This window comes from Kluyvera sp. CHPC 1.251, assembly GCF_036759945.1.
Classification (GTDB): Bacteria; Pseudomonadota; Gammaproteobacteria; order Enterobacterales; family Enterobacteriaceae; genus Kluyvera; species Kluyvera sichuanensis.
In genome coordinates this window covers 141,003-154,851 of the sequence record NZ_JAPKIC010000010.1, presented here as the reverse complement: position 1 = coordinate 154,851, position 13,849 = coordinate 141,003, and the positions used below count along the sequence as shown (strand labels likewise).

Below are 13,849 nucleotides of genomic sequence, written 5' to 3'. Positions count from 1 at the left end.
GACATCCCTTGTCGTTGCGTATAGAATATCCCCCCGAAGTTTCGGATGTCTCTTATCTGAGACACGGCACACGAAACCGCATTGGTTTCCTTCAGGTCTGTTTCGTGTGCTGCACTTTTGACGCATTTATTTATTTGGTATCGCATGAACCCCATCGTAATTAATCGGCTTCAACGGAAGCTGGGCTACACTTTTGTTCATCAGGAACTGTTGCAGCAGGCATTAACGCACCGCAGTGCCAGCAGCAAGCACAACGAGCGCTTAGAATTTCTGGGCGATTCAATTTTAAGCTATGTGATCGCGAATGCGCTCTATCACCGCTTCCCTCGCGTGGATGAAGGCGATATGAGCCGTATGCGTGCGACGCTGGTTCGCGGCAATACGCTGGCGGAAATCGCCCGTGAATTTGAGCTGGGTGAATGTCTGCGCTTAGGGCCGGGCGAACTGAAAAGCGGCGGTTTCCGCCGGGAATCTATTCTCGCGGATACGGTTGAAGCGCTGATTGGCGGGGTGTTCCTCGACAGCGACATTCAGAACGTTGAGAAGCTGATCCTCTCCTGGTACCAGACGCGTCTGGACGAAATCAGCCCAGGCGATAAGCAAAAAGATCCGAAAACGCGCCTGCAGGAATATCTGCAGGGTCGTCACCTGCCGCTGCCGTCTTATCTGGTGGTGCAGGTGCGCGGTGAAGCACACGATCAAGAATTTACTATCCACTGCCAGGTTAGCGGCCTGAGTGAACCGGTGGTCGGCACAGGTTCCAGTCGTCGCAAGGCGGAACAGGCTGCCGCCGAACAGGCGTTGAAAAAGCTGGAGCTGGAATGAGCGAAGAAAAAACTTACTGCGGATTTGTTGCCATCGTCGGTCGTCCGAACGTCGGCAAATCCACGCTGCTGAATGAACTGCTGGGGCAGAAGATCTCCATCACTTCCCGTAAAGCGCAGACCACGCGTCACCGTATCGTCGGTATTCATACCGAAGGGGCGTACCAGGCTATCTACGTTGATACCCCGGGTCTGCACATGGAAGAGAAGCGCGCGATCAACCGCCTGATGAACAAAGCGGCGAGCAGCTCCATCGGTGACGTTGAGCTGATCATTTTCGTGGTTGAAGGCACCCGCTGGACGCCTGATGACGAGATGGTGCTGAACAAACTGCGCGGTGGTAAAGCGCCGGTGATTCTGGCCGTGAACAAAGTGGATAACGTGCAGGAAAAGGCGGATCTGCTGCCACACCTGCAGTTCCTCGGCAGCCAGATGGACTTCCTCGATATCGTACCAATGTCTGCAGAGACCGGTCTGAACGTGGATACCATCGCTGGCATCGTGCGTAAGCACCTGCCTGAGGCGATTCACCACTTCCCGGAAGACTACATCACCGACCGTTCACAGCGCTTTATGGCCTCTGAAATCATCCGTGAAAAACTGATGCGTTTCCTGGGCGCGGAACTGCCGTACTCGGTTACCGTTGAAATCGAACGCTTCGTCTCTAACGAACGCGGCGGTTATGACGTCAACGGTCTGATTCTGGTTGAGCGTGAAGGGCAGAAGAAGATGGTTATTGGTAACAAAGGTTCCAAGATTAAAACCATCGGTATCGAAGCCCGTAAAGACATGCAGGAGATGTTCGAAGCGCCTGTTCACCTGGAGCTGTGGGTGAAAGTGAAATCTGGCTGGGCCGATGACGAGCGCGCACTGCGTAGTCTCGGTTATACCGACGATCTCTGAGAATAACCCCCGATGGAAGGCTGGCAGCGCGCTTTCGTCCTGCATAGTCGTCCCTGGAGCGAAACCAGTTTAATACTGGACGTCTTCACGGAAGAGTCGGGTCGCGTGCGCCTTGTTGCTAAAGGCGCACGTTCCAAACGCTCCAACCTCAAAGGCGCGCTTCAGCCCTTTACCCCCTTATTAGTTCGCTTTGGCGGGCGTGGCGAAGTCAAAACGCTGCGCAGCGCGGAAGCCGTCTCGCTGGCACTCCCTTTAAGCGGTATTACGCTCTATAGCGGCCTGTACGTTAACGAACTGCTCTCTCGCGTGCTTGAGCACGAAACCCGCTTCTCTGAACTGTTCTTCGATTACCTGCACTGCATTCAGGCGCTGGCCGGTGCAACGGGCTCACCTGAGCCCGCGCTGCGTCGCTTTGAGCTAGCGCTGCTGGGGCATCTGGGGTACGGCGTCGATTTTCTCCACTGTGCTGGTAGCGGCGACGAGGTTGATGACACCATGACCTATCGCTACCGTGAAGAGAAAGGGTTTATCGCGAGCGTGGTCATCGATAACAACACCTTTACCGGGCACCACCTCAAAGCGCTGGCAAATCGGGAATTTCCTGATGTGGATTCGCTGCGCGCCGCGAAACGCTTTACCCGCATGGCGTTGAAGCCGTATCTTGGTGGCAAACCGTTGAAGAGCCGTGAACTGTTTCGCCAGTTTGTGCCAAAGCGGTAACCCCTATTGTACTCATCTCGCTTTTCCCTTCGCCTTAGTGGAGAGGGACGGGGTGAGGGGAAACGAAAGTTAAAAATAAAGACACGAGGATTGTCATGGCTGAATTACTGTTAGGCGTCAATATTGACCACATTGCCACCCTGCGTAACGCGCGCGGCACCGCCTATCCCGATCCGGTTCAGGCGGCATTTATCGCCGAGCAGGCCGGTGCAGATGGCATCACCGTGCATTTACGCGAAGATCGTCGCCACATCACCGACCGCGACGTGCGCGTTCTGCGTCAGACGCTGGACACCCGCATGAACCTGGAGATGGCCGTCACCGAAGAGATGCTGACCATCGCCTGCGAAACCAAGCCGCATTTCTGCTGCCTGGTACCGGAAAAGCGCCAGGAAGTGACCACCGAAGGCGGTCTGGACGTAGCCGGTCAGCTCGACAAAATGCGCGATGCCTGCAAGCGCCTGGCCGATGCGGGCATTCTGGTGTCTCTGTTTATTGATGCCGATAACGCGCAGATTAAGGCAGCAGCTGATGTTGGCGCGCCGTATATCGAAATCCATACCGGCTGCTACGCCGATGCCACCACCGATGCTGAACAGGCGAAAGAGCTTGAGCGCATCGCGAAAGCCGCGACCTATGCCGCCAGCCTGGGGCTGAAAGTGAATGCCGGTCACGGCCTGACCTACCACAACGTCAAAGCCATTGCGGCACTGCCGGAAATGCATGAGCTGAATATCGGCCACGCGATTATTGGCCGCGCGGTGATGACCGGCCTGAAAGAGGCGGTGGCCGAGATGAAACGTCTGATGCTGGAAGCGCGCGGGTAATGGCGATTCTGGGGCTCGGGACCGACATCGTCGAGATCGCCCGCATTGAAGGGGTGATCGCCCGTAGTGGCGATCGTCTCGCGCGACGTGTGCTCAGCGACAACGAGTGGGCTATCTGGGAGACGCACCAACAGCCGGTGCGTTTTCTGGCGAAGCGCTTTGCGGTGAAAGAGGCCGCTTCAAAAGCGTTGGGCACCGGCATTCGCAACGGTCTGGCGTTCAACCAGTTCGAAGTCTACAACGATGAGATGGGCAAACCGAAGCTGAGGCTCTGGGGTGAAGCGAAGCGGTTAGCGGAGCGAATGGGGGTGGCACATATGCATGTGACGCTCGCCGATGAGCGCCACTACGCCTGTGCAACGGTGATTATCGAAAGCTAGATTTTGTCCGCGTGATGCAACTGGACGAATTTATCCCACAGCTGCTCTTCGCTCTCTGAATGTGCCGGATCCTTGAGAATGGTATTCGGGATCGGGCACACTTTCTGACAGGTTGGCGTGTCGTAATGGCCAATGCACTCGGTGCAGCGATCGCTGTTGATCTCATAGATGCTATCACCCATCGAAATCGCCTCGTTCGGGCATTCCGGCTCGCACATATCGCAGTTGATACATTTTTTGGTGATTAACAGCGCCATCAGGACATTCTCAGAAACGAAATAAACAGGGCGCGCATTATACGCTCATTTTCCCGCCAGGCCATACCTTTTCTGTGGTAATAGCACCGTCGATCAAACCAGCTTTTTCACCAGCGCTTCACTATGACGAATACGTTCCGGCGCGTTTTCCAGATCCTGCTGCACCAGCCCCATAAACAACAGATCCGTCAGCATCATCTGCGCACTGGTTGAGGAGATAGCCGCGCTGCGTGTCGCCTGCTCTTCGGCGATGGTGTACAGGCAGTGCGTTGCTCGCTGCTGAAGGGCGTTGGGGGAAAAGCCGGTGATCGCTACCACTTTACCGCCTACGCGCAGCATCTCATCGGCGGCGAGATTAATCTCCCGGCGCGCCCCGGAGTAGGAAATCGCCAGCATCACATCGTCCTGTGTCATTGCCTGGACGGTGGCCAGCAGGGCGTGCATGTCCTGCTCGGAAACGGCGTTCAGACCGATTTTCATCAGCTTCCAGCTAAAGTTACGGGCAACCAACCCTGATGCGCCAATACCTGTCAGCACAATACGGCGCGCGCAGCGCAGCATGTTGACCGTCTCCAGCAGTTTGTCCTCGGTGTTCACGTCGAGCGAAGCATGCATCGCGGCGACGTTATCCTTAATCAGCTTTTCACCGACCAGGCGCAGCGGATCATCGCCGCAAATCTGGTTATGTACCGGGACGGAATGCGGGTTGACGTTGCTGGCGAGCGCATCGCTCAGCGCCAGTTTAAGCGCCGGGAAGCCTTTAAAGCCAAGCTTCTGAGCGAACTTCACCACGCTGGATTGGCTCACACCCGCCTGGCTGGCAAGCTGCTGGGAGCTCAAATGGCGGGCTAAATCCGGCTGTGCCAGAATGAAATCAGCCAGCTTTCTGTCGCTTTGCGCCAGCTGCGGATAACGCTGACGAATACTCAGTAAACAATTCATAATAACCTCACGGGCACAATGACCACGATGTGCCAGGCCACCATTCTGCTCGTTTGCAAGAATTTTGTATTCTATTATAACGGAATATATCGAATTAAATGTGCTATGTGATTGTAAAATAGCAGCAATTCTTATGGTTCATCGCTATCGGGCGAAACCTGATGGGCTATCTGTTAGTCTGGTCACGAATAAATTGATGATAACGGGAGATGCATTTGGTCAGTCATTGTCGCCGCGTGGTATTTTTCGACCTCGACGGTACGTTGCATCAGCAGGATCTCTTCGGCGCTTTTTTACGCTATCTGTTACGCCGATTGCCACTTAACGCCTTACTGGTTTTGCCCCTGTTGCCGATCGTTGGTGCGGCGATGCTGGTGAAGGGGCGCGCGGCACGCTGGCCGGTAAGCGTGCTGCTGTGGGGAAGCACCTTTGGCCGGCGTGAGGCGACGCTAAAGGCGCTGGAAGCCAGTTTTATCCTCTGGTTTCGTGCAACCGTCACGCCGTTTCCCGCCGTGCAGCAACGCCTTGACGGCTATCTCCAGCATCAGGATGCCGACGTCTGGCTTATCACCGGGTCGCCGCAGACGCTGGTGGAACGCGCCTATGCTGATGCACCCTGGATGATGCACGTCAACCTGATTGGCAGCCAGATGCAGCGGGCGTTTGGCGGGCGAGTGCTGTCAGTTCGCTGCCTGGGTCGCGAAAAAGTAGCCCAGCTTGAACAGCGTCTTGGTGCGCCGCTACGCTTGTACAGCGGCTATAGCGACAGCAAGCAGGATAACCCGCTACTCTTTTTTTGTGAGCATCGCTGGCGGGTCACCGCGCGCGGTGAGCTGGAACAACTGGAATAGTCGGCGCTGCGCTTTGATGGATATTGTGTATAATGCGCGGCGTTTTCTCATCTGGAGTCCCCACGTTGTCCGACACTGAACTGAACCACGAATACTGGATGCGCCACGCGCTTGTACTTGCCCGCCGAGCCTGGGATGAAGGCGAAGTGCCGGTAGGCGCCGTACTGGTTCACAATAATCAGGTGATAGGCGAGGGCTGGAACCGTCCGATTGGCCGTCACGATCCCACCGCGCACGCGGAGATCATGGCACTGCGTCAGGGCGGCCTGGTGCTGCAAAACTACCGGCTGATTGATACCACGCTGTACGTGACCCTCGAACCTTGCGTGATGTGCGCTGGTGCGATGGTGCACGGACGTATTGGCAATCTGGTCTTCGGGGCTCGTGATGCCAAAACCGGTGCGGCGGGGTCGCTGATTGACGTGCTGCATCACCCTGGAATGAACCATCGCGTTGAAATTACCGAGGGAGTGCTGGCGGAGACGTGCTCGGGGATGCTGAGCGATTTCTTCCGCGAGCGGCGGCAGCAGAAAAAAATGTTGAAGAAGACCTCTTGATAGGCATATCCGATTAAATCAGGCGCGGCATCCCCGATGGGACGCCGCGTTTTTACGTTTACGCTAAGACATAACTAACGTGCTGGTGTCTCCCGTCAGCGCGGACGTGTGCACTGTTACGGTAAGTGTCTGAGACGCGGCATCGTGCGTTAAATCAATTTCTGCTGGCTGCTGAATCACCTGGCTGGCGGTGAAGTTGGTGATCACAAACTGCAGCATGGAGAGGCTTCTCGTAGGGTCAGAAAACGCCAGCGTGATTCGGTCCTGGCTACGGGATATCAGAATTGAGCCGGTAGTGATTGCCTGGATATTCTCCTGGTGTCCAGGCTGGTAGAAATTCCCGCCCCAGAAAAGATTATCCTTCGTCGCAATCGCCTGACAAACCGTATCGTTGTTCACCACTCTGATCGGCGGTGACTGTTGGTAGTTTTGGGTCTGTTGCAGTGAATAGTTAGGTAATATCGCATAGGCCGTAGCGGCGTTATCCGGCATGACGTCGTGCTGAATGCTTAAGGTGGCATACGGTTTTGCGAGTACCGTTGTGCTCCCTTTAACGTTCAGCGTGCTCCATGATCCCTCGCGTGATACGTTCTCAGCCAGCAGCGATGCGGGATCTAAGAATACATAGCCAATGGGAGCCTGGTTAGCATCATCACTTAAATGCGCCCATGTTGCGTTAGAAAAATGCTCGGATACGGATGCATTAATCTGCGCACCATTTACCTGGAAGATCTGGTTGGTTCCGGCTGCGAGCTGCCTATTCTCAACGATGGTCTCAACCGGGTTGCTGTCTGTACTGCTCACACCGGCGACCAGGGCTACAAGATGGTCGTCCAGCATAAACCAGGATTTTGTCGCGGCAAGCGAACTCCCCGTCACCCCTTTTAAGGTATAAACAAGGCTCGCATGCCCAACGACACCGGTACTGACGCCACCGCTCCAGTTTTGAGGCGCTTCATTGGGGTAGAGATGCCATTCCGTTAATACACCTTCCCGGCTGTCTGTGGTTGTACCCGGTAGGCGCAGCATGTTAATCGTTGGCCAGTAATCCTCATCGAACTGGGTACTGTTCGCGTTATAGAGGTAGAGCATACCGGTGCCGGTATACCAGCCGTGTTTGTTCTCCCCATTACCGCACTCAAAGGCCGTTATTTTGTTTGAGAACATACTTAGGCCAAAAGCGAATGCGCCTTTTTGATGAATCATCTGACACATTGCTGACATCATTATATTTTGATTGCGGGAATCAGCATTAACAGGCACATCCTGATTATTAATGAGTTCGCGTAAAGACTGCGTTTTAGTAATCGAGAGACCTAAATAATAGTTGCTATAGAATTTATCTGAGGCGATTGCACTTTTCACAAAAATTGACCAGTCGGTTCTATAACTTTGGTCCTGATGCGTCCCTGAGATGAAATAGATTGAATAGAGTAATGAACGGGCGATGCTATGCGCAGGGGCCGTTTCGCGACTTATGCCACGACCACGAGTCATATCGAAGTTAATATCGCTATAGATCGTCGGCGCGTAGGTCTCAACAATAAAATCATAGACGTTATCAACGTTATTCAGCAGCGCGAGAGACGCGGTATCTTTGAACAGAATGAAAATGTCGCAGGTACGGCTGAGCAGTACTTCGCCATAGCCACCCGTGTAGGGAACGTTAGTATGCTGGATAAATGAGCCATCCCGATAATAACCATCCCCTTGTAGAATATACTCATAGGCACTCCCGGCGCTTTCTAATCCAAGAGTAACTCTGGCGCTGTCCTCATTTAACACCGCAGCGAGGGCTACCACAAAGCACTTATCCAGCAAGTTGGCGCCAGTTTCGGTAATGCCGTTACTTTTTTTCTTTTTAGGATCGGGAACAAAAAAGTTGATGGTTAATAGACAATCATTAAAAAGTTGGGCTGGGAGGTAGCCTTTAGCCAGGCAAAGGGTATCGTTCAGAGCCGCAGGCGTACCAATTTCCCAATCCCACCAGTTGGTGTACTCTTTTTGCACGCTAGTGTTATAACAATGGGTGATTATCCAGTTGACCGCATAAGCAATCGCCGCCTGGAGCTCAAGGTTATTATAGAGTGCAGAAGCCGTCGTTTCTCCTTGTACGGCCATTTGGCGTACTCTCTTCATCATGCTGGTAATATCGGCTGAGTTGGTTGCCCATGTTTTAGCATCCTCCCATAACCAAGGCAGAGTTGGATCCTGATTCATGGTATCCCATATACCGTTGCCATCTGAATTAGAAATGGCGTTATCCATATTATGTACCAGGGTCATTAACTCTGTATCACTAGCATCAACGGGGGCTCCCGTTAAGTTTGTTTTCCAGTTGTTATAGCTGACAGCAAAATCATTGGACATAAATATTACCTTGATTTAGATGAAGGTGTGAATACCAATCAAATAGATAGTACATGGTTCTTTAATCAATTATCTGAAAGGCATTCACATTAAAGGAATGACCTTATGGTATTACCAGGTGTATTTTATACCAACACGGAATCGTGTTTGTCGGTCATCGGAATAATTGTTCTGCTTAACATTGCCGACTTCAACAAATGGTCGCCAATTCTTGTTTATTGAATAGGTTACTTTAACGTTATGCGCGTAGTCCCAGTCTTTATTGTCATAAAGTGGTTGGCCGTTGCTAGCCATTTCTTTAAAGATATCGAATTCATATTCAAAATCCCAATCTCCCCATTTATAACCTACCCAGGAGTCAAATTCCTGTATTCTTGAATGATAAGGTTGATTGTTATCACCATTCATAGCGTAATCCCAAATCTTCCATTTATATCGTCCATTGATACGGAACCCATTGTCAAAGTTATAGTTCAAACGAACAAATGGGATGTAAACAACGCCATCATCGGTAAAGTCAAAAGAGTTACCCGCCAGGAATACGGTATTCTTATTCAGATTGGTATAGTAAAATGCGTTTAACTCGGAACCGTTAAGATACATTCTGTTGAATGCTTCTTCGTCCTCGTTACCATATCGGGCATCAAATTCAAAACCGATATGCTGACCGGTATCAAGGTACACTTTATAACGGTCACCATGGCTCTTCTTTCCATCAAGATACTCATGGCGATATTCTACGGTGGTTTTATAATCATTGGCCCATGACATGACCGGAGCCAAAAAGCAGAGAGGTAAGGTTGCAAATAATAACTTGTTCATGATTACTCCGATGATTTCCAGTATAAAAGGTATTAAATCAATATCAGGTATATGGTTTTAGTATGTTGTCTTTTATCTCAGTAGGGCGCCAGACATCTCCGGTATACTCAAGCCATGGTATTAATTCTTCGTTAATTAACTTATCGATGAGCGCTTTATTCGTGTCAGCGATATTTACCATCTGCCAGGGATCTTTCTTGTTATCATGCAGAATATAGCTGAGCGGTTTACCAATTTTCCTATCGACGACCATTGTATATTGATCGGTTCGCACCCCTCTTTTGCCGTAGGCATTCCCGCCATAAGGCATAAAGGTATAGAACTGGGACGTTGGGCGTTCATCACCAGCGGCACCATAAACCGTTTTCGCGTAGTTTTTCCCTTCGACGGTATCAGGAATATGCTCCTCCAGTCCCAATAAGCCGAATATAGTGGGGTAGATATCGGGCGTGGAGAACAGAATATGATCGACGGTAGGGGGTAATTCTCCTTTCCAGCGGAAGATCATCGGCACACGCATGGCTTCTTCATAGTGGACATTCTTGGTCGGTTCACCGTGCGCGCCCATACAGCATCCGTGATCGGAGAAAAAGACCACTAGCGTTTCTTCGCTGAGATTCAGACGGTCAAGTTCGTCCACAATGCGGCCGAATTGCTCATCCACGCCGTTAATCATCGCCATATATTCTTTAAAATAGATGGGCCCGTAACCTTCTTGGTATTTTTTATCCCACTGCACGCTAGGGCGAGTGTTTAAATCCCGGGATGTTTTGTCCTTATACTTCTCCAGATATTTATCCGGAACCTGGTCATAAGGCGAGTGGGGCGGGTTCATCGACACGACTAAGGCAAACGGCTTGTCGTTATCGCGGAATTTCCCCTGCTCGTTACGCAGGTATTTAATCGCCATATCTGCTTCATGTTCTGGGCTCCACTGCGAGACCCTGATGGGCTTGTCGCGTGGCGTATCGTTGGTCCAGTAAATAGGATTCATGTGCAGATCGTAGGTACCGTAGCTGTACCAGAAGTCAAAATGGTGGCGTTTATCGGGCGGCGTCCAGTCGTTCCAGTATCGGCCTTCCATCGGGTTGTTGTAGCCGGGAATAAAAGGCGGGCGCGGGGCATCCAGGTGCCATTTGCCGATATAGCCTAAGTGGTAGCCTTGTTTACTCAAGGCGTCAGACCAGGTTACGGCCTGCTCCTTTAGCTCAATGCCAAAATCCAGTCCGCCAAAGTTTCCGTCGGCGCCGGTGTGCGCATTACCGTGCAATCCATTGCGATAGGGATACTGGCCGGTCATCAGCATGCCGCGAAAAGGAGTGCAGAGTGGGTAGTTAGAGACCGCCTGATCGAAAACCACACCCTCACGCGCAAAGGCGTTCAGATTAGGCGTTGTCGAAGGGTCTTGCTGCATAAACTCGAGCGCGTGTGTACGCATTTCGTCTGGAAAGATAATCAATAAATTCGGTTTCTTTTTTGTCGACGCTTGCGGCTGTTTATTCTCTTTGGCGATAGCAGATTTTACATGAGAACTGGCAACCGTTGATATCCCGACGGCGGCCACCCCTTTGATTAAAGAACGACGTGTTATTGACATGAATCTCTCCAGTATTTATCTGTTTTTGATTTGCCTTATATCCTGAATTTTGAGCGCAGCATCTCGTCCTTAGCAATGCTCCGGAATTATTTTGTTTATTTTTCTTAAACGACACTATCTATTTTTTAATTATTTATTTAAGGTTTTCCTCTCTTGTTTTTTAAGGGTGGGTAATTACTAGTATTTAAATGAACAGATCCATTCTTGAGCTATAGCAATTCACCCCTTTGCGTAATAAATTATTTTTAGGCCGTTCGGCTCGCCCGGATACCCTTTCTAATAGCCAGTGATGCCAACGCTGTTTTGCTAACCGATTACTCAGCGGCACTCTCGTTTTGCAATAGTCTTCAAGAAACAGGGCGACAACTTCTCCCGTTTGTTGACTACCGATTATTCGAAGAGGAATTGCCTCAATGCGTACATCGATATCCCCTTTTTCAATTGGCAACGGTCGTGATTCCGCCTGCCAGAGCCTATTCAATGGCGCGCTGTACAGTGCGATATTGAGTGCTCGCAGCGACCAGAAGCTGCTGGCAGGCCCGCTATAGTTGTCGACAAGTCTTGTATCATTGCCGAACAACCCCTGAGTCGGTGCGCCGGCTTTCATCGCCCCACGGCTGATAAAGAAGCGTAAGGTCGTTTCCAGCGCGCGTTTGGCTTCGCCCAGCGTCTGTGCATTGGGCGCCTGGCTTGCCAGGGCCACTAACGGTGCGGAAGCGGCCAGGCGGTAGCAGGCGCTGCGGCCAAAAAATGCGATGCCTTCAGGCGTGATCAAATTTCGGTAGCTGGTAGTAAATTCTTTCAGCGTTTGATGAATAAATTCACGATCAAACTGCGGATTTATTTGGTCCATCCAGTACAGCGCGTAATGAAAACCCCAGGCGTTGTAGTAATCATAATTTCCGTGCAGGCCGTCGCGAAACCAGCCGTCACCGGAATAGAACGCTTTCACACGCTGGTACTTTTCAGCGTTGATGGTGCTTTCATCGCCCAGGTCGCTCAATACTGTATCGACCATCAATCCGAATAGATGCCAATTATTATCGACGGTTTTTTTCGTGCTGACCTGGCGGAACCAGGCGATAATTTGCCGTTGCTCCGCCACGGTTAACGTCGCCCAGAGCCACTGTTTGCTCAGCCAGAGGGCGAGGGCCAGATCCGCGCTCTCACAAATCCGCTGATCGTAATCGTGCAGCGTTCCCCAGTAGCCAGGGTGGGTAGGCTGCGTCCCAGCCAGAAAGGCTTTTTTGAGCCATTCAACGATATCCCAACGCTGGCCGTTGAGCCCTTCCATTATTCCATCGGGCGCCTGAGCGTGGTGCAGCCAGGCAGCCAGCGTTGGTAAAACCCGGCTACAGCCTTCCATGGCATCCGTGCGCGCATTCTGTTGGCTCGGCAGACCTGGATAATAAGCATGGCTGCCGTCATAAACGCGATAGTGATTAAAGGCTTCCGCGATATAACGCACGAGGGTGTCACACTGCACCGCAAGCGGCAGTTGCTCATCGGCAAAGCAGTTCTGCAGAAGGCGATCGTTTCGCTCATAAGCTCGCTTCGCCAGGCGCAGGCGGTGCAGGCGTTCGATAAACAGGCGATAGTACATCGCAGTCCCCGGATGTTCGTACGGGATCGTGGGTCTTGCGCTGTTCTGGGTATATTGCTCTGTCATTATCGACTCCTTTTCCACTGGCAATTTGCCTGGCGATCCGATAGGCGGGGTGATTTTATTTAGCGATATAGCGCCAGCATTTCGCTGCCCGCCAGTAAAAATACGCCTGCGCCATAATCAATATTATGTTCAGCTTTAACATCACGAGGATTAAAGGCCGGTAGCTGCACCCACCCCATCATGCCATTTTGCTGAATACAGCCCTGGAGAGCCAACCATGCCTTTTCGATGGCAGGCTGGTACTGTTCGCGCGGCAAAACATTATTTTTAATTCCCCAGGCCAGCGCATAGCAGAAGAGGGCAGTACCGCTGCTTTCTGGTGCGGGGAAGCGCGCGGGATCGAGCAGGCTGGCCCGCCAGAACCCATCCTGTTGCTGGAACGGGAGGATAGCGGCGGCCATTTCGCGAAACAGGGATATGTAACGCGCGTGGCTTGGATGGTCGGCAGACAAAGTGGCTAAAATACGTGGAATTGCCGCGATCACCCAACCATTCCCCCGGCTCCAGAATACCTTTTCCCCGTTTTGCTCACGCATTTCGCTCTGGTTACCATCCGGAATATAGCGATAGTCCCGATAGAACAGGCCGCTTTCCTTATCGCGCAACCACGCCACGGCATCCCAGAACGCAGTATCCATATAGTCAACATAGCGGTTGTCACCGGTAATAGCGCTCAGCGTGCTGAAGACAGGCGGTGCCATAAAGAGGGCATCGCACCACCACCAGTCTTCCCGGCCGGGAGCCGGGGCATCAACCATCTTGCTGACGGCATCAATCGTCGGGGTCAGCGCTTCCGGTTGGTTAATACAGGATGCCAGTGCCAGATAGGCCTGGCAGCACACCATGTCATCCGCAAAGCGGGCGTTCGGCCCGGTGCGAAAACCGGTGTGGAGCGTATAATTCAATACGCCATCAAGATAGGTTTTATCATCGGTAGCCTGCCATGCTGCAGCAACGCATGACCAGAAAACGCCGCGTTCCCAGTCCGTGTCCTTGATAAAACGGGTTTTACCGCTGCTTCTTAATACGCTGCGAGTCTGGTTTGCCGCCTGATAGCGATAAACGCGCAGCATATCTGACAAAATACCTTCATGCGTTAGCGAACTCATTATCTGTACCTTGCTTCATTG

General features: G+C 52.0%; 14 protein-coding genes. 7 read left to right on the top strand and 7 right to left on the bottom strand.

What is annotated here, in order from left to right:
* Positions 1-144: 144 nt before the first annotated feature.
* The 5 genes from rnc (at position 145) to acpS (ending at position 3,654) form a co-directional block, all read left to right on the top strand.
* A complete protein-coding gene (gene rnc / locus V6940_RS18605) occupies positions 145-825 on the top strand; it encodes a ribonuclease III (RefSeq protein WP_015963393.1) in 681 nt (226 codons plus the stop codon).
* Positions 822-1,727, top strand: a complete 906-nt coding sequence (gene era / locus V6940_RS18600; protein ID WP_035891297.1) for a GTPase Era — start codon at positions 822-824, stop codon at positions 1,725-1,727. The genes rnc and era overlap by 4 nt, the downstream gene beginning before the upstream one ends.
* A gap of 12 nt (positions 1,728-1,739) precedes the next feature.
* Entirely contained in the window at positions 1,740-2,447 is a 708-nt protein-coding gene (recO, locus tag V6940_RS18595; RefSeq protein ID WP_185670086.1) for a DNA repair protein RecO, read from the top strand.
* A 95-nt stretch (positions 2,448-2,542) separates the two neighbouring features.
* Positions 2,543-3,274: a pyridoxine 5'-phosphate synthase gene (gene pdxJ, locus V6940_RS18590; RefSeq protein ID WP_333496851.1), complete on the top strand. Its 732-nt coding sequence runs from the start codon at positions 2,543-2,545 to the stop codon at positions 3,272-3,274.
* The gene (acpS, locus tag V6940_RS18585; protein ID WP_333496850.1) at positions 3,274-3,654 is read left to right on the top strand and encodes a holo-ACP synthase; all 381 of its coding nucleotides are present in this window, start codon (positions 3,274-3,276) and stop codon (positions 3,652-3,654) included. The genes pdxJ and acpS overlap by 1 nt, the downstream gene beginning before the upstream one ends.
* Here the strand turns inward: acpS and V6940_RS18580 are convergent.
* Together V6940_RS18580 and V6940_RS18575 are read right to left on the bottom strand one after the other, a co-directional pair.
* On the bottom strand, positions 3,651-3,911 hold the full coding sequence (locus V6940_RS18580) for a YfhL family 4Fe-4S dicluster ferredoxin (protein ID WP_333496849.1): 261 nt from the start codon (positions 3,909-3,911) through the stop codon (positions 3,651-3,653). The genes acpS and V6940_RS18580 overlap by 4 nt on opposite strands.
* A gap of 93 nt (positions 3,912-4,004) precedes the next feature.
* Entirely contained in the window at positions 4,005-4,853 is an 849-nt protein-coding gene (locus V6940_RS18575) for a MurR/RpiR family transcriptional regulator (protein ID WP_333496848.1), read from the bottom strand.
* A gap of 215 nt (positions 4,854-5,068) precedes the next feature.
* Here V6940_RS18575 and yfhb point away from each other — a divergent pair, with 215 nt between their 5' ends.
* Entirely contained in the window at positions 5,069-5,704 is a 636-nt protein-coding gene (yfhb, locus tag V6940_RS18570) for a phosphatidylglycerophosphatase C (protein WP_333496867.1), read from the top strand.
* A gap of 65 nt (positions 5,705-5,769) precedes the next feature.
* Positions 5,770-6,261 (top strand): tRNA adenosine(34) deaminase TadA, encoded by a 492-nt coding sequence (gene tadA / locus V6940_RS18565; protein WP_333496847.1) that lies wholly within the window; start codon positions 5,770-5,772, stop codon positions 6,259-6,261.
* A gap of 63 nt (positions 6,262-6,324) precedes the next feature.
* On the opposite strand, the gene V6940_RS18560 is transcribed toward tadA, so the two are convergent.
* From V6940_RS18560 to V6940_RS18540, 5 genes are all read right to left on the bottom strand, one after another.
* The gene (locus V6940_RS18560; protein WP_333496846.1) at positions 6,325-8,631 is read right to left on the bottom strand and encodes a polysaccharide lyase 8 family protein; all 2,307 of its coding nucleotides are present in this window, start codon (positions 8,629-8,631) and stop codon (positions 6,325-6,327) included.
* Between the two features lie 111 nt (positions 8,632-8,742).
* On the bottom strand, positions 8,743-9,453 hold the full coding sequence (locus tag V6940_RS18555) for an oligogalacturonate-specific porin KdgM family protein (RefSeq protein ID WP_333496845.1): 711 nt from the start codon (positions 9,451-9,453) through the stop codon (positions 8,743-8,745).
* A 43-nt stretch (positions 9,454-9,496) separates the two neighbouring features.
* Positions 9,497-11,050 carry a sulfatase family protein gene (locus V6940_RS18550; protein WP_333496844.1) on the bottom strand — a complete coding sequence of 518 codons (1,554 nt, stop codon included), beginning with the start codon at positions 11,048-11,050 and terminating at the stop codon, positions 9,497-9,499.
* Positions 11,051-11,234: 184 nt separating this feature from the next.
* On the bottom strand, positions 11,235-12,719 hold the full coding sequence (locus V6940_RS18545) for a DUF2264 domain-containing protein (protein WP_333496843.1): 1,485 nt from the start codon (positions 12,717-12,719) through the stop codon (positions 11,235-11,237).
* 59 nt (positions 12,720-12,778) lie between these two features.
* A complete protein-coding gene (locus V6940_RS18540) occupies positions 12,779-13,828 on the bottom strand; it encodes a glycoside hydrolase family 88/105 protein (RefSeq protein WP_333496842.1) in 1,050 nt (349 codons plus the stop codon).
* Positions 13,829-13,849 lie beyond the last annotated feature (21 nt).

Coding starts and splice junctions, on each gene's coding strand:
- rnc (WP_015963393.1), top strand. CDS start 145: ATGAACCCCATCGTAATTAATCGGCTTCAACGGAAGCTGGGCTACACT.
- era (WP_035891297.1), top strand. CDS start 822: ATGAGCGAAGAAAAAACTTACTGCGGATTTGTTGCCATCGTCGGTCGT.
- recO (WP_185670086.1), top strand. CDS start 1,740: ATGGAAGGCTGGCAGCGCGCTTTCGTCCTGCATAGTCGTCCCTGGAGC.
- pdxJ (WP_333496851.1), top strand. CDS start 2,543: ATGGCTGAATTACTGTTAGGCGTCAATATTGACCACATTGCCACCCTG.
- acpS (WP_333496850.1), top strand. CDS start 3,274: ATGGCGATTCTGGGGCTCGGGACCGACATCGTCGAGATCGCCCGCATT.
- V6940_RS18580 (WP_333496849.1), bottom strand. CDS start 3,911: ATGGCGCTGTTAATCACCAAAAAATGTATCAACTGCGATATGTGCGAG.
- V6940_RS18575 (WP_333496848.1), bottom strand. CDS start 4,853: ATGAATTGTTTACTGAGTATTCGTCAGCGTTATCCGCAGCTGGCGCAA.
- V6940_RS18560 (WP_333496846.1), bottom strand. CDS start 8,631: ATGTCCAATGATTTTGCTGTCAGCTATAACAACTGGAAAACAAACTTA.
- V6940_RS18555 (WP_333496845.1), bottom strand. CDS start 9,453: ATGAACAAGTTATTATTTGCAACCTTACCTCTCTGCTTTTTGGCTCCG.
- V6940_RS18550 (WP_333496844.1), bottom strand. CDS start 11,050: ATGTCAATAACACGTCGTTCTTTAATCAAAGGGGTGGCCGCCGTCGGG.
- V6940_RS18545 (WP_333496843.1), bottom strand. CDS start 12,719: ATGACAGAGCAATATACCCAGAACAGCGCAAGACCCACGATCCCGTAC.
- V6940_RS18540 (WP_333496842.1), bottom strand. CDS start 13,828: ATGAGTTCGCTAACGCATGAAGGTATTTTGTCAGATATGCTGCGCGTT.